The 13,633-nt window shown below is 36.2% G+C and carries 14 protein-coding genes; 11 read left to right on the forward strand and 3 right to left on the reverse strand.

Annotated elements, in window-relative coordinates; genetic code table 11:
- Positions 1–2: 2 nt before the first annotated feature.
- The 5 genes from OLM56_RS12675 (at position 3) to OLM56_RS12695 (ending at position 4,308) form a co-directional block, all read left to right on the forward strand.
- Positions 3–710, forward strand: a complete 708-nt coding sequence (locus tag OLM56_RS12675) for a 16S rRNA (uracil(1498)-N(3))-methyltransferase (protein ID WP_264527218.1) — start codon at positions 3–5, stop codon at positions 708–710.
- Between the two features lie 20 nt (positions 711–730).
- A complete protein-coding gene (locus tag OLM56_RS12680; protein WP_264527219.1) occupies positions 731–1,372 on the forward strand; it encodes a DUF4159 domain-containing protein in 642 nt (213 codons plus the stop codon).
- A gap of 89 nt (positions 1,373–1,461) precedes the next feature.
- Positions 1,462–2,553, forward strand: coding sequence for an AI-2E family transporter (locus tag OLM56_RS12685; RefSeq protein WP_121377134.1), 1,092 nt, complete (start codon positions 1,462–1,464; stop codon positions 2,551–2,553).
- 1 nt (position 2,554) lies between these two features.
- Positions 2,555–3,739: a class I SAM-dependent methyltransferase gene (locus tag OLM56_RS12690; RefSeq protein WP_264527220.1), complete on the forward strand. Its 1,185-nt coding sequence runs from the start codon at positions 2,555–2,557 to the stop codon at positions 3,737–3,739.
- A complete protein-coding gene (locus OLM56_RS12695; RefSeq protein WP_264527221.1) occupies positions 3,739–4,308 on the forward strand; it encodes a hypothetical protein in 570 nt (189 codons plus the stop codon). Before OLM56_RS12690 ends, OLM56_RS12695 begins: the two co-directional genes overlap by 1 nt.
- Here OLM56_RS12695 and ddpX read toward each other — a convergent pair.
- Positions 4,305–5,006, reverse strand: coding sequence for a D-alanyl-D-alanine dipeptidase (gene ddpX, locus OLM56_RS12700; RefSeq protein WP_121377238.1), 702 nt, complete (start codon positions 5,004–5,006; stop codon positions 4,305–4,307). The two genes, OLM56_RS12695 and ddpX, sit on opposite strands and share 4 nt — an antisense overlap.
- Before the next feature lie 87 nt (positions 5,007–5,093).
- On the opposite strand from ddpX, the gene OLM56_RS12705 reads away from it, so the two are divergent.
- Entirely contained in the window at positions 5,094–5,540 is a 447-nt protein-coding gene (locus OLM56_RS12705; RefSeq protein WP_264527222.1) for a hypothetical protein, read from the forward strand.
- A 66-nt stretch (positions 5,541–5,606) separates the two neighbouring features.
- On the opposite strand, the gene OLM56_RS12710 is transcribed toward OLM56_RS12705, so the two are convergent.
- Positions 5,607–6,542: a polysaccharide deacetylase family protein gene (locus OLM56_RS12710; RefSeq protein ID WP_264527223.1), complete on the reverse strand. Its 936-nt coding sequence runs from the start codon at positions 6,540–6,542 to the stop codon at positions 5,607–5,609.
- 152 nt (positions 6,543–6,694) lie between these two features.
- Between OLM56_RS12710 and gcvT the strand changes: the two genes are divergently transcribed.
- The 5 genes from gcvT to OLM56_RS12735 all read left to right on the forward strand — a co-directional run bounded on the left by gcvT (position 6,695) and on the right by OLM56_RS12735 (position 12,510).
- Positions 6,695–7,777, forward strand: coding sequence for a glycine cleavage system aminomethyltransferase GcvT (gcvT, locus tag OLM56_RS12715; protein WP_264527224.1), 1,083 nt, complete (start codon positions 6,695–6,697; stop codon positions 7,775–7,777).
- Positions 7,778–7,784: 7 nt separating this feature from the next.
- Positions 7,785–9,833: a S41 family peptidase gene (locus OLM56_RS12720; protein ID WP_264527225.1), complete on the forward strand. Its 2,049-nt coding sequence runs from the start codon at positions 7,785–7,787 to the stop codon at positions 9,831–9,833.
- A 7-nt stretch (positions 9,834–9,840) separates the two neighbouring features.
- Positions 9,841–10,875: an LIC11966 family surface protein gene (locus OLM56_RS12725; RefSeq protein ID WP_264527226.1), complete on the forward strand. Its 1,035-nt coding sequence runs from the start codon at positions 9,841–9,843 to the stop codon at positions 10,873–10,875.
- A 60-nt stretch (positions 10,876–10,935) separates the two neighbouring features.
- Positions 10,936–11,652, forward strand: a complete 717-nt coding sequence (locus OLM56_RS12730; protein WP_264527227.1) for a YebC/PmpR family DNA-binding transcriptional regulator — start codon at positions 10,936–10,938, stop codon at positions 11,650–11,652.
- Between the two features lie 105 nt (positions 11,653–11,757).
- Positions 11,758–12,510, forward strand: a complete 753-nt coding sequence (locus OLM56_RS12735; protein WP_264527228.1) for a head GIN domain-containing protein — start codon at positions 11,758–11,760, stop codon at positions 12,508–12,510.
- Positions 12,511–12,582: 72 nt separating this feature from the next.
- On the opposite strand, the gene OLM56_RS12740 is transcribed toward OLM56_RS12735, so the two are convergent.
- The gene (locus OLM56_RS12740; protein ID WP_121377144.1) at positions 12,583–13,623 is read right to left on the reverse strand and encodes a PLP-dependent cysteine synthase family protein; all 1,041 of its coding nucleotides are present in this window, start codon (positions 13,621–13,623) and stop codon (positions 12,583–12,585) included.
- Positions 13,624–13,633 lie beyond the last annotated feature (10 nt).

Consider the following 13,633-nt stretch of genomic DNA (forward strand, 5'->3'; position numbering starts at 1 on the left):
GTATGCAATTATTCTATAACCCCACGATTACCCAAAACGGCGAAATTTTTTCTTTTGATAAAGAAGAAAGTAAACATATAATTAAAGTATTACGTAAAAAAGAAGGTGATAATTTATACGTAACCAATGGTTTAGGATATTTATTCAAAACAGAAATTACACTAGCTTCTGATTCAAAATGTTTGGTAAAAATTGTTTGTTCAGAAAAAAGCGAACCTTCAAAATACTACCTGCATCTGGCCGTAGCACCGACTAAAATGAACGATCGTTTCGAGTGGTTTTTAGAGAAAGCGACCGAAATCGGGATCAGCGAAATCACGCCAATTATCTGCGATCATTCCGAAAGAAAAGTTATCAAGACCGATCGTTTTGACAAAATTATATTGTCGGCTATGAAACAATCTTTGCATTATTACCTTCCAAAATTGAATGAACCTATTTTGTTTAAGGATTTTATAAAGCAGCAGAAAAGCGAAGGCTTGAACTTGATTGCGCATTGTGAGGAAACCGACAAAAAATCATTGAAGGAAGTTGTAAAACCAAATAAAGATATAACGATTTTGATTGGTCCTGAAGGCGATTTTTCTGAAAAGGAAATCAAGCTAGCGCTCGAAAACAAGTATATTCCCGTAACTTTAGGAAATACACGATTAAGAACTGAAACCGCAGCAGTCGTTGCCTGCCATAGCGTTGTTTTTATAAACGAATAATTTGGCCGAAGCCTAAACGTATGAAAAAAATATATTTCGCTTTCCTTTTGTGTCTCTCGCTTGGAGCTAATGCCCAAGAAATTGCCTTATTAAAATACAATGGCGGTGGTGACTGGTACGGAAATCCGACATCATTGCCCAATTTGATCAAGTTCTGCAACCAGAATATCAATACTCGAATTGCTTCAAAACCAGCTACTGTAGAACCTGGAAGCTCTGATCTGCTTTCCTACCCATTTGTCCACATGACAGGACATGGAAACGTTGTTTTTAGCGATTCTGAAATGATAAACCTTAGAAATTATCTGACTTCGGGAGGTTTTCTACACATCGATGACAACTACGGAATGGACGAATACATCCGAAAAGAATTAAAAAAAGTTTTTCCAAACAATAATCTTGTTGAAATTCCTGCAAACCATCCTATATTCCAGAAACCGTATTCTTTTCCTTCTGGAATTCCAAAAATTCATGAGCACGACAATAAAAGACCACAGGCTTTCGGAATCTTTATCGAAAATAGGCTAGCGCTTCTTTACACCTATGAAACCGATTTAGGCGATGGCTGGGAAGATGCCGAAGTCCATAACGACCCAAAAGAAGTCAGAGAAAAAGCTTTAAAAATGGGTGCCAATATCATCTATTATATTTTTAATAATTAGAACGATTCCCTCAAAACAATTATTATAAGCTTTTAAATTAGGACAACTCCGTTTTTTTTAACTACATTAGACTTACAAAAAAGAAAAATATGGTGACTTCAAAAACTATCGGAAACGGAATATTACGAGCCTTAGCCATTACTGCCGGGATTTTACTTTTATTATTTCTTTTGTATAAAATACAGTCCGTCATTCTTTTTCTATTCATATCGCTAATCGTCAGCATGATAGGAAATCCGATTGTGAAATTTTTAGAGAAAAGGCTGAAATTCAATCATATTGTAGCGGTTGTCGTAACACTCCTATTCTTCATTTTGCTTTTGGCAGGTTTTATCATGATGTTCGTTCCGCTGATTATTTCGCAAGGAGAAAATCTTTCGCTTTTGGATACCGCCAAATTGGAAGCCGATCTGACAAATTTGACTGAACAATTAAACAATTACTTTTCAAGCCATAATATCGATATTGAAAATATGGTCAAGGAGTCGAATTTGGCTTCGAAACTAAACCTAAATTTTATCCCTAACTTTCTTAACTCCTTGATTTCCATCCTTGGAAATATTGGAGTTGCCATCGGATCCATAATCTTTATTACTTTCTTCTTCTTAAAAGACCGAAAGCTATTTACGGTAAATGCCAAAAAGATTTTGCCGAACGAACATGAAGATAAGATTTTGAATTCTTTCAGAAAGATAAACCATCTGCTAAGCCGTTATTTTATTGGCCTAATCGGACAGGTAACCATCTTATTTATCTGTTATTTGATTGTCTTGCTCATATTCGGTGTAGAAAATGCTTTCATCATCGCCTTTATTACTGCTTTGCTAAATATCATTCCGTATATCGGACCGCTGATCGCAACGATATTGGTAGCCGTACTGACGATGCTCGGTCATATGGATCCGGAATCCCAAGGCGAAATGCTTTCGACCACATTATATGTCTTGATTGGATATTCTGTAGCACAGATAATTGATAACAACATTACCACGCCGCTCATATTTTCAAACAGCGTCAATTCGCATCCTTTGGAAATCTTTATCGTAATCCTTGCCAGCGGCTTTATATTTGGCGTGCTAGGAATGATTGTAGCCGTACCGCTCTATACGATTGCAAAAGTGGTCGCCAAAGAGTTTTTCCCTAATAATCCTGTCGTCAAAATATTAACCCGAGGCATTTAGTTTGATTCCTGAAATTTTAAAATCCGAAGTTCAAGATTTTATAGAAGCCAATATTCGAAAAGATATTTCAAAATTGGCTTTTCAAAAAAATCCATTTCCTTCTATCGATTATGCTTTGCTCCTTAATCAGATTGCTGCGAAAAGTAAATCAGAGCATAAGCTTCCTACGTGGTTTAACTCCAAAGGAATTGTTTATCCTCCAAAAATATCAGTAGAACAGACTTCTTCTGAAGACACCGCATTTTATAAATCAGAAATTGTCTCAGGAGAAAGCCTTATCGACTTGACAGGTGGTTTTGGCGTTGATGCCTATTACTTCTCAAAAAAAATGAAATCGGTCGTACATTGCGAAATGAATACTGACTTATCAAAAATTGCAAAGCATAATTTTGAAGTTCTTCAAGCTAGAAATATTGAGTGTTTTGCTGGTGACAGTTACGAAATCTTGCAAAAGCTGGACAGAAAATTTGATTGGATTTATATCGATCCTTCGCGAAGAAGCGATGTAAAAGGCAAAGTATTTCTTTTAAAAGACTGTCTGCCTAATGTTCCCGAACTGCAAGAATTTTACTTTCGACATGCTGAAAACTTATTGATAAAAACAGCGCCCATCCTAGACCTCGCGGCCGGACTCTCAGAACTCTCCAATGTAAGAGCAATCCATATTGTTGCTGTCGAGAACGAAGTCAAGGAACTGCTTTGGGAAATTTCAAAAAATCACCAGGGAAAGGCAGTGATCAAAACCGCGAACCTCACCAAAGAGAAAACAGAAAAACTGGATTTTACCTTTGACGAATATGAACATGCACAATATGGCCTTCCTAAAAAATACCTTTACGAGCCGAACAGCGCTATCATGAAATCTGGATTTTTTGATGCCGTCGGCAATAAATTCAATTTAGACAAGCTTCATGCCCATTCGCATCTTTATACTTCGGATGAGTTAGTGGACTTTCCGGGAAGAATTTTTCAGATTGAAGAAAAGATAGGCTACACTAAGGGAGAAATGAAAAAATTTCTATCTAACAAAAAGGCCAATATAACAACTCGCAATTTTCCTGAAACTGTAGAACATATCAGAAAAAAATGGAAAATAAATGATGGAGGAAACCTGTACTGTTTTTTTACTACAGATATGAATAATGACAAAATAGTATTACTTTGCACCAAAATAAAAACAGAATAATGAAACGATTGCTTTTAATTGCTTTTTTAATGCTTCAGATGGGTGTTTATGCCCAAAAACCATGTGAATACAGTTCTAATTTTACAGATTCTATTGGCAGCTATAAGGAAACAGTACAAAAGATAGTGCACGAAAAAAACTTTGCTGGAACTTCAAGTTATATTTTTTTTTCGTTGATCAATGCCAGCGATATTCCTTTGCTTAATTTTCAATCTATCCAAAAAAGCAAAGATTTTATCAAGGCCAATTGTTTTGATAAAAACTCCAAGATTTACCTACAACTGACCAATGGAAAGATTATTACGTTGTTGATTTCCGACGAAGGTAATTGTGGTTCTATGGTTCGCGATGAAGCGCAAAGCGCAAATATCCGAATCTCATCAGGTTCTTTTCTTTTTATGAAAAATACGATGGAAGAATTGGAAAAATCTCCTGTTTCGTTGATTCGTGTAAAATATGCGACAGAAACTATCGATTATGTGATGAAGAAAGAATTGGTATCTGAATTAAACGGTGAGAAATCGTATCCAGAAAATTTCTTTATCGACAACCTCAAATGCCTGAATTAATTCTTGCAGTCCCATACAAAATTTGATATCGGCAGCGTTGAAGCATTCGTCAAGTTATAATGCCACCATTCCGAAGCAAAAGACTTGAAACCGTTTCTTAACATGATGTCTTTCAGCAATTTTCTGTTTGCCAAAACTTCAGCTGAAAGATTTTTATAATCATGCGCCGCTTCTGGCCCAAAATGGTCAAATTTTGTTCCCATATCCAGCTCATTGCCACTATAATCCGTTAAAGTAATATCTACAGCACCTCCTCTATTGTGAATGGAACCTTTTTCAGGATCTGCCACATAGGTAGCATTTGGAGTTATCGCCCACATCTTTTTTTGCACATCCAACGGACGATAACAGTCGTATATCTTGATCTTGTAGCCTAGCTTTACAAATGCCTGATTGGCTTTAACTAACGCCTTTACAGTCTTGAATCGAAGGTAGCATTCTGGGCAATCATACACTTTTGTTTTCAAAAAATTATCTTCGGTCGCATATTTCATGTCGTAAAAGAAATCCTTTCCATACTCTTTCAGGCTTACAAAAGAAGTATCGCTTATATTCATCTTGGCCGCTTCTAAAAGTGCCGCATTTTCTTCGATATATTTCCGATTGCTCGATAGCAGCGCATCGCTGTAGACAACTTCTTGCGGATTTTTACAAGACGAAATAAAAATTAGGCACGCTATTAGCAGTAGAGATCTCATAACTGTAGAAAAGTTTAATTGCAATACAAATCTATTCATTTGTATTAATTAATTTACTAATTTTAAATCAAATTAAAAACACAAAGTATGAAAAAATTAATTGTTTTAGGAATTGCTTTGTTATTTTCCGGCTACATCAGCGCACAGGAAACAACAACACAAAAGAAGGCAAAAGCTGAAGTAGCCCAAGCAAAAGCAGATAGTAAAAAAGCAGCCGACAAGGCTGAAGCCAAAGCTAAAAAAGCTGAAGAAACGGCCAAGAAAGATGTCGCTAAAGCGAAAGAAAAAGCGGCCACATCAAAAACAGAAGCTAAAACGGATGCTGCTAAGGCAAAAGCTGAAGCAAAAGTAGAAACGGCAAAAGCCAAAGAAAAAGCTACTGTTGCTAAAATGGAAACTAAAAAATCTGCAGCGGAAGTAAAAGATAAGGCGTCTGGCGAATTTTACAACGGCAAAAAAGTATACACCGGACCTAAAGGCGGCAAGTATTACATCAACAAAAACGGAAATAAAACGTATATCGATCAGAAATAATATTAGCTGATTTAGTAAAATCCCGATTGTTTTACAATCGGGATTTTTTATGACTGCTCTTTACTTTTATGGCTTAATTAACGTAGGATACAATTTTTCTATTTCCTCATTGTTAGGCTCTTTCTTCATCACACGGGTAATTTCTCCTTGAGATGTCATCCATCTGTAGAACCATGAGATTCCCCACTTTTTTTGGTAATTGTTTTTTTGCTGGTAGACTTTATCTTTTAAGGCTTCATCTAGGCTGATAAACGTAAATTTTTTAGCTTTCAAGAGCCTTATAATTTTAGGCAGATAATCTGCATTTAAAGAATTATCATGACACAAGTAAATCTGGCTTATCTGACGATGAAATTGCAGTTCAGATTGTGCTTCGAAAAAATCAAAAATTTCTATTGTCTTGCTGACATACTTCTCTCCTATTATCTTAGCATTTGCCTTGTCGCCTTTAGCAAGATAATACTCATAAGCAATATCAAAGGCCCAGTCTGTGCTTTCAATGGTGAAAGGAGTTATCTGGTAGTCTTTTTGGGCTAAATAATTTTCTGTTTCCTTACGCTGTAACGAATCTTTTCCCAAATCATTAAACGGAAATCGGAAATGCTTTAGCGGTTTTCCGAGCTTTTTTGCCAGTTCTCTGGTAATTGATTCTCCTTTGTCAATATCACTCATAAAAGCATCAAAACCCACATCGGAGTATCTGGGATGGCTAAAAGTATGATTGCCCAGCGTGATATACTCCCTTTTCGCCCAATCATTGAGCAATTGGAAATTTTTTGAAACTGAATCCGTCGCATAAATTTTTCCTTCGTTGATAAAGATAGCAACCGGCAACTGCATAGAATCTAGCTTTTTCAGAAGCTGTGCCTTGAATCGATCCTGCTGAAACTTTTTTGTATTAGGAACATCATCTATGGTAATGGCTACCTGTTTCTGCGCCTGAGCGAAAACTGATTGGAAAATAAAAACAGCCAGTAGAATTGCCTTTATATTTAGTCTCATGATTACTTTTTAGATTATTGCCAAATATAACAAAACCATAATTCGGCTGTAGCAAAACAAGCTATAATATTCCTGAAAAATCACGCCGTTTCGCCTTTGAAACTGCAAAAAAAACAATAAATTAGCAACTTTAATTTTTATAATCAACACAAATGAAAAATACTGCGTTAACGCACATTCACGAGAGTTTGGGAGCTAAGATGGTTCCATTTGCCGGATACAATATGCCTGTTCAATATGAAGGAGTAAATGCAGAACACGAAACCGTTCGTAACGGAGTCGGTGTCTTTGACGTTTCGCACATGGGAGAATTCCTGATTTCAGGTCCGAATGCCTTGGCATTAATCCAAAAAGTGACTTCAAATGATGCTTCTACGCTGACTATCGGTAAAGCGCAATATTCTTGCCTGCCAAACGAAAATGGCGGTATCGTAGACGATTTGATTGTTTATAAAATGAAGGAAGACCAATACCTTTTAGTAGTAAACGCTTCGAATATTGAAAAAGACTGGAACTGGATTTCTACAAAAAATAATGTCGGAGCTGAGATGAGAAACATCTCTGACGACTATTCGTTACTTGCTATTCAAGGCCCTAAAGCCGTAGAAGCCATGCAATCTTTAACATCTGTTGACTTAACGGCCATTAAATATTATCACTTTGAAGTTGCCGATTTTGCTGGAATTTCTGATGTAATCATCTCTGCAACTGGTTATACGGGTTCTGGAGGTTTTGAAATCTACGCGAAGAACACAGACATCGAACAAATTTGGAATAAAGTTTTTGAAGCTGGCAAAGCTTACGGAATCAAGCCAATCGGTTTGGCCGCAAGAGACACGCTTCGTTTAGAAATGGGTTTCTGCCTTTACGGAAACGATATCAACGACACAATATCACCTTTGGAAGCTGGTTTAGGATGGATCACCAAATTCACCAAACAATTTACCAATTCTGAAAATCTCCTTAAGCAAAAAGAAGCTGGAGTATTGAGAAAATTAGTCGGTTTTGAATTGACCGAAAGAGGAATCCCTCGCCACGACTATGAAATCGTAGACAAAGATGGAAACATTATCGGTGTTGTGACTTCAGGAACTATGGCACCATCTTTGAATAAGGGAATTGGGCTGGGCTATGTTACGACAGAATTTTCTGGAGCTGATAGCAAGATTTTTATCCGCATCAGAAAAAATGATATTCCCGCAAAAGTCGTTAAATTGCCTTTCTATAAAAAATAAAAAATACATGAACAAAATCTGGCTGTTTTTACTGTTTGTTGTTTGTGTGTCTTATTCGCAAGACAGTGGTAAATCCTGCAATGTTTTGATAAAAATAAATACGCTCATACAGAACGAGCACTTTAATCCTAAACCGGTAGACGACAGCCTATCGGTTTATGTTTTTGAAGCCTTGATGAATGATTTGGACACCGACAAGAATATTTTCTTGAAATCGGAATACGATTATCTTTCAAAACACAAATTCAAGTTCGATAATTATATTGCTGCTAATGACTGTTCTTTTTTTGAAGATTTTGCAAAAACATATAACACCGCATTAGAACGAAGCAAATCGGCAATTGAAAAACTGCAGAAAGAAAAACTAAGTTATACTACAAATGACACTGTACGCTTTACAAAAAAGGATTTCCCTTTTTATGTAAAAGCAGAAGATGTCAGTAAAGTATATGCCAAAAGATTGCGATTCGACATTCTAGAAGATATTGCCAAAGCCAGCAAAAATTACGATTCGCTGAAACAAAACTTCGCAAGTCTAGAAAAAATCTCAAAGCAAAAAATATTTGAGACTGCGCTCTGCAAGATTAACAACCGAATCGATTCAAAAGACGGTATCGAAAAAAACATACGCAATAGTTTTTATACTATTTTCTGCTCTTATTTTGATCCGCATACCTCCTATTTTTCATACGATACAAAATCATCTTTTCTTTCAGAACTTTCTACTGATAATCTTTCGCTCGGGATGTACGTCAGCCTAAACGAAAATGACGAATTGGTTGTTCAAGAAATTGTACCAGGCGGTCCAGCGGCACGCACCGAAATTATTGAAAAAGGCGATCAGGTCATCAAAGTTTCGCCTAAAAAAGGAGAAGATTTTTTGGTATCCTGCAGCTCCCTAGAAACCATCGGAAGTATTATTTTTTCTGATACGCATAAGGAAATTACGCTTTCATTGAGAAAGAAAAACGGAAGCTTGTACGATGTCACCTTACAGAAAAAAATCATGAAAGCAGACGATCATGCGGCTTACAGTTATATCGTTTCAAAAAATGATACGCGCATAGGCTATATCAATATCCCCAGCTTTTACACTGATTTCGACAAAAATACCGTCCAGGGCATTTCTGACGATGTGGCTAAAGAAATATTGAAATTGAAAAAAGACAACATCCATGGACTGATACTTGACCTGCAAGACAATGGTGGCGGTTCTATGGAAGAAGCCATAAAGCTTTCTGGAATGTTTATCGATGCTGGTCCGGTTTCTATCTTAGTTAATAATAAAAAAGAGCAGAAAGTAATCAAAGACTTTAATAGGGGCTCAATTTATAACGGGCCTGTCATTGTTTTGGTAAACGGAAATTCTGCTTCGGCCAGCGAGTTTTTTGCCGCAGCTATGCAAGATTATAATCGCGCTATCATTGCTGGTTCAACTACTTTAGGCAAAGCCACCATGCAACAGATTCTTCCGATTGAAGAAGATAATGAACAAGATTTTGTGAAACTGACCATCGAGAAATTTTATAGAATCACCGGAAAAAGCCACCAGTTAACAGGAGTCGTTCCCGATATCGCAATCCCGACTTTATATGACGGAATAATTTCAAGAGAAAAAAGCTATAAGACTGCATTAAAAAATGATGCCATTGCTTCAAAAGCTAAATTTACGCCTTATTCTAGAAGTGATTTTGAAAATCTGCTTGTAGCAAGCAAAAAAAGAATCGGCACTAATGACTATTTCAATCAAGTAAAAGCGGTCAATGAAAAAGTAAATTCGATATACAATTCGCAAAAAGCGCCAATCGTATTGAACTTTGAAAGCGTTTTCAATGATGTGCATAGTATTGATTCGGTTTTTGACTCCGTGAAAAAACTTATAGAAACACCAATTGATTTTGAGATTTCAAACACATCGTATGAAAATGAAATTTTAAAATTTGATGAATTCCAGAAGAATATTAGCGAGTACCGAATCAAAGACTTAAAAACCAATGCTTATGTCTTGGAAGGCATTAACATAATTGCCGATTACTACGCTTCACAAAAAGATTAAATATTCTATGAAGAAAATTTTCCTCACCATTATTACTTTGTTTAGTTTAGTTGTAGCTGAAGCTCAGGATTTTAAGACTCCCATTGACTATCTGAATTTTATCGGAAAAGAAACGGATGCTATTTCAAGGAATACCTGGAATTATACCAAAGCTGTAGCGCATAGCAAAAGCGCAAGAAGAATTGACGCTACTCGAAAAACACTGGTGAAATCCATACAAAATGCCACAAAGAAAATTACGAATCTTAAAGAAGGCTATAAAGGCGATACAGAATACCGTGACCAGCTCCTTGCCTATTTAGCCATTTCAGAGAAATACATTAATGACGACTACGGCAAAATTATTGACATGCAAGAAGTCGCCGAACAATCCTATGATTTCATGGAAGCTTATATCATGGCCCGTGATCTGGTGAATGAAAAAATTAATGAAGAAGTCGAAAAATTAAATGCCAACCAGAAACTCTTTGGAAAAAAATATAACATTCAAATTACCGAAGACAATTCTGTTCTTGGAAAAAAGATGAAGATTTCGAATGCAGTTTTCAAATACCATACTGAAATGTATCTTATTTTTTTTAAGGTAAATGTGACCGACATCAATTTGATGAAGTCAATAGAAAAAAAGGATTTAAATGCCATACAGCAAAATGCTTCTTCATTAGAACTCTATGCCAATGAAGGCTTAAAAAAACTCGAAGCAACAACTCCATTTAATAAGGATGCTAGCCTAATCGCCTCTACCAAAAAAGCATTGGAATTTTACAAAAAAGAAGCGTTAGAACTGACACCGAAAGTAATTTCATTCCTGATGCTGAACCAACAAGCCGAAGACACCAAAGAATCTTTGGAGAAAAAACTTGAGAAGAACAGGACAAAGCAAGAAATCGACAATTTTAATAACCTAATCAAAGAAGTAAACCAAGAAGCGGAAGCTTATAATAAGCTGAATGCCAAATTTTATCAAGAGAAAGTCGCCGTAAATACAAATTGGGAACAGGCAGGCGAACAATTTATTTCAAAACATGTCCCGAAAGATTAAAAATAGATTTGAAATAAAAAAGGATAAGCTTATTTTTGCAACGTTTAAAAAATTTTAGAAATGGGAAGAGCGTTTGAGTTCAGAAAAAATAGAAAAATGAAGCGCTGGTCAGCAATGGCTAAAGCATTTACAAGAATTGGAAAAGATATCGTAATGGCGGTTAAGGAAGGCGGTCCAAATCCAGAGTCTAACTCTAGATTAAGAGCCGTTATCCAAAATGCCAAGGCCGTAAACATGCCAAAAGACAATGTCGAGAGAGCGATCAAGAAAGCGACCGACAAAGACACGGCAAACTATAAAGAAGTCTTATTTGAAGGATACGCACCCCACGGAATCGCAATCCTAATCGAAACGGCTACCGACAATAACAACCGAACTGTTGCGAATATCAGAAGCTATTTCAACAAATGTAACGGAACTATGGGAACTCAGGGTTCTGTAGAGTTTATGTTTGACCATACCTGCAATTTTAGGATTCCGGCTGAAGGAATCGATATTGAAGAAATGGAACTGGAATTTATCGATTTTGGTGCTGAAGAAATTTTTGCTGACGAAGACGGCATCTTGATTTATGCCCCTTTTGAAAGCTTCGGGGCTATCCAAAAAGAATTAGAAAACAGAGGCATTGAAATCCTATCTTCTGGATTTGAAAGAATTCCGCAAGTGACCAAAAAACTTACGGCAGATCAAGTGGCTGAAGTAGAAAAATTACTAGAAAAAATCGAAGAAGATGATGACGTTCAAAACGTTTATCATACTATGGAAGAAGAAGAATAGTTCCAAAAAAATATAAATCCAAATAAAAACTCTTGAGTATTGCTCAGGAGTTTTTTGTTTTATAGGAATTCCTTACATTTACTCAAATCATTAAATCAAATCATCATGAAAAAAACACAATTCTTATGGCTGTTTGGCCTATTCTTCGTTTTAACGGCTAATTCACAAACCAAAACTGAAAACAGAACCATCGGCGCTTTTTCTAAAATTGAATCCAGCGGTTCTTCTAAAATCATTCTTGTATCAAGTGACTCAAATACTCTTACGCTTGAAGGCGATGAGAAATCGCTGCAATATCTTGTAACTGAAGTAAAAGGAAATACGTTGAAGATTTATTATGAAAGCAATAAAAAGATAAGCTTCAAAGGAGGCAGTGTAACAGTAAGAGTTCCTTTTAAGAAGCTTGATGGAGTTAGCTTATCGGGATCTGGAAATATTTCTTCTGACGCTACTATTAAAACAGATAATTTTGCGGCATCTTTAAATGGTTCTGGGAAAATCAATTTGAATGTTGCCAGTACAGGCAACGCGTCTGCAAAACTAGACGGATCTGGAAAACTTGAGCTATATTTGACTACTAACAAAACAAGTGCAGAAATCAACGGTTCTGGAAAACTAACTCTTAAAGGAAAAACAAGCAGCTTTACTGGAAATGTTAATGGTTCGGGTCAACTAAACGCTTCCGAATTTACCTCTGAAACTTCTGATGTCAGCGTTCACGGTTCTGGAAACCTAACGACTGCTACAACAGGAACTCTTACAGCCAACGTACATGGTTCGGGAACTGTCAAATATAATGGAGAACCTAAGAAAATAAACAAAAATGTTAACGGTTCAGGAAAAGTGTCAAAAAGCTAATTTCCAAAAAATGATATAAAAACAAAAAACTCCAGAATTATCTGGAGTTTTTTTATGTTGTATAAGTAAGTCTTACTTTATGAATTCTATTTTCTGAGCCTCTTCAACATTAATACTGTCAAAAAAGCCTTGCTCGTTCATCCAGTCATCGCTAAATACTTTGCTCATGTATCTTGAGCCATGATCTGGGAAAATAGCAATTACGTTACTGTTTTTGTCGAATTCGCCTTCTTCTGCATATTGCTTGATGGCTTGAAGCACTGCTCCAGAAGTGTAACCTACAAATAGGCCTTCTTTCTTAGCAATTTCTCTTGTCGCATGCGCGCTTTCTTCGTCAGTAACTTTTATGAATTTATCAATTGAATCGAAGTCTGTTGCTGTAGGAATTAAGTTTTTTCCTAAACCTTCGATTCTGTATGGGTAGATTTCGTTCGCATCAAACTCTTTTGTCTCGTGGTATTTTTTCAATACAGAACCAAAAGCGTCAACACCTAAAATTCTAATGTTTGGATTTTTTTCTTTAAGGAATTTAGCAGCTCCGGAAATAGTTCCTCCTGTTCCGCTGCAGGCAATTAAGTGGGTAATTTTTCCGTTGGTCTGTTCCCAGATTTCCGGTCCGGTTGATTTGTAATGGGCATCAATATTTAGCTGGTTGAAATATTGGTTGATATAAACAGATCCTTTGGTTTCTTCGTGTAGTCGTTTTGCAACATTGTAATACGATCTTTCATCATCTGCTGATACGTGGGCAGGGCAAACATACACTTTGGCTCCCATACTTCTCAACATATCAATCTTATCTCTTGATGACTTTGAACTTACTGCCAAGATACAGTTATAGCCTTTTATAATGCTCACCATTGCAATACTAAAACCGGTATTTCCTGATGTCGTCTCAATTATTGTATCGCCTGGAGACAAGATTCCTTGCCTTTCTGCTTCTTCAATAATATATAATGCGATTCTATCTTTAGTGGAGTGTCCCGGATTAAAAGCTTCTACTTTTGCGTAGAAATTGCCTTCTATATTTTCAGTGACTTTATTGAGCTTAATAAGCGGGGTATTGCCTATTAATTCCAATACATTATTATAAGCTTTTATTTCTTCTTTCATAAAAAAATAG

The organism is Flavobacterium sp. N2550, assembly GCF_025947265.1.
Lineage (GTDB): Bacteria > Bacteroidota > Bacteroidia > Flavobacteriales > Flavobacteriaceae > Flavobacterium > Flavobacterium endophyticum.

What these genes read in the sequence shown, in the direction of transcription:
- OLM56_RS12730 (WP_264527227.1), top strand. Translation starts at nt 10,936, where the DNA reads ATGGGAAGAGCGTTTGAGTTCAGAAAAAATAGAAAAATGAAGCGCTGG.
- OLM56_RS12705 (WP_264527222.1), top strand. Translation starts at nt 5,094, where the DNA reads ATGAAAAAATTAATTGTTTTAGGAATTGCTTTGTTATTTTCCGGCTAC.
- OLM56_RS12740 (WP_121377144.1), bottom strand. Translation starts at nt 13,623, where the DNA reads ATGAAAGAAGAAATAAAAGCTTATAATAATGTATTGGAATTAATAGGC.
- OLM56_RS12675 (WP_264527218.1), top strand. Translation starts at nt 3, where the DNA reads ATGCAATTATTCTATAACCCCACGATTACCCAAAACGGCGAAATTTTT.
- gcvT (WP_264527224.1), top strand. Translation starts at nt 6,695, where the DNA reads ATGAAAAATACTGCGTTAACGCACATTCACGAGAGTTTGGGAGCTAAG.
- OLM56_RS12720 (WP_264527225.1), top strand. Translation starts at nt 7,785, where the DNA reads ATGAACAAAATCTGGCTGTTTTTACTGTTTGTTGTTTGTGTGTCTTAT.
- OLM56_RS12735 (WP_264527228.1), top strand. Translation starts at nt 11,758, where the DNA reads ATGAAAAAAACACAATTCTTATGGCTGTTTGGCCTATTCTTCGTTTTA.
- OLM56_RS12685 (WP_121377134.1), top strand. Translation starts at nt 1,462, where the DNA reads ATGGTGACTTCAAAAACTATCGGAAACGGAATATTACGAGCCTTAGCC.
- OLM56_RS12710 (WP_264527223.1), bottom strand. Translation starts at nt 6,542, where the DNA reads ATGAGACTAAATATAAAGGCAATTCTACTGGCTGTTTTTATTTTCCAA.
- ddpX (WP_121377238.1), bottom strand. Translation starts at nt 5,006, where the DNA reads ATGAGATCTCTACTGCTAATAGCGTGCCTAATTTTTATTTCGTCTTGT.
- OLM56_RS12680 (WP_264527219.1), top strand. Translation starts at nt 731, where the DNA reads ATGAAAAAAATATATTTCGCTTTCCTTTTGTGTCTCTCGCTTGGAGCT.
- OLM56_RS12725 (WP_264527226.1), top strand. Translation starts at nt 9,841, where the DNA reads ATGAAGAAAATTTTCCTCACCATTATTACTTTGTTTAGTTTAGTTGTA.
- OLM56_RS12695 (WP_264527221.1), top strand. Translation starts at nt 3,739, where the DNA reads ATGAAACGATTGCTTTTAATTGCTTTTTTAATGCTTCAGATGGGTGTT.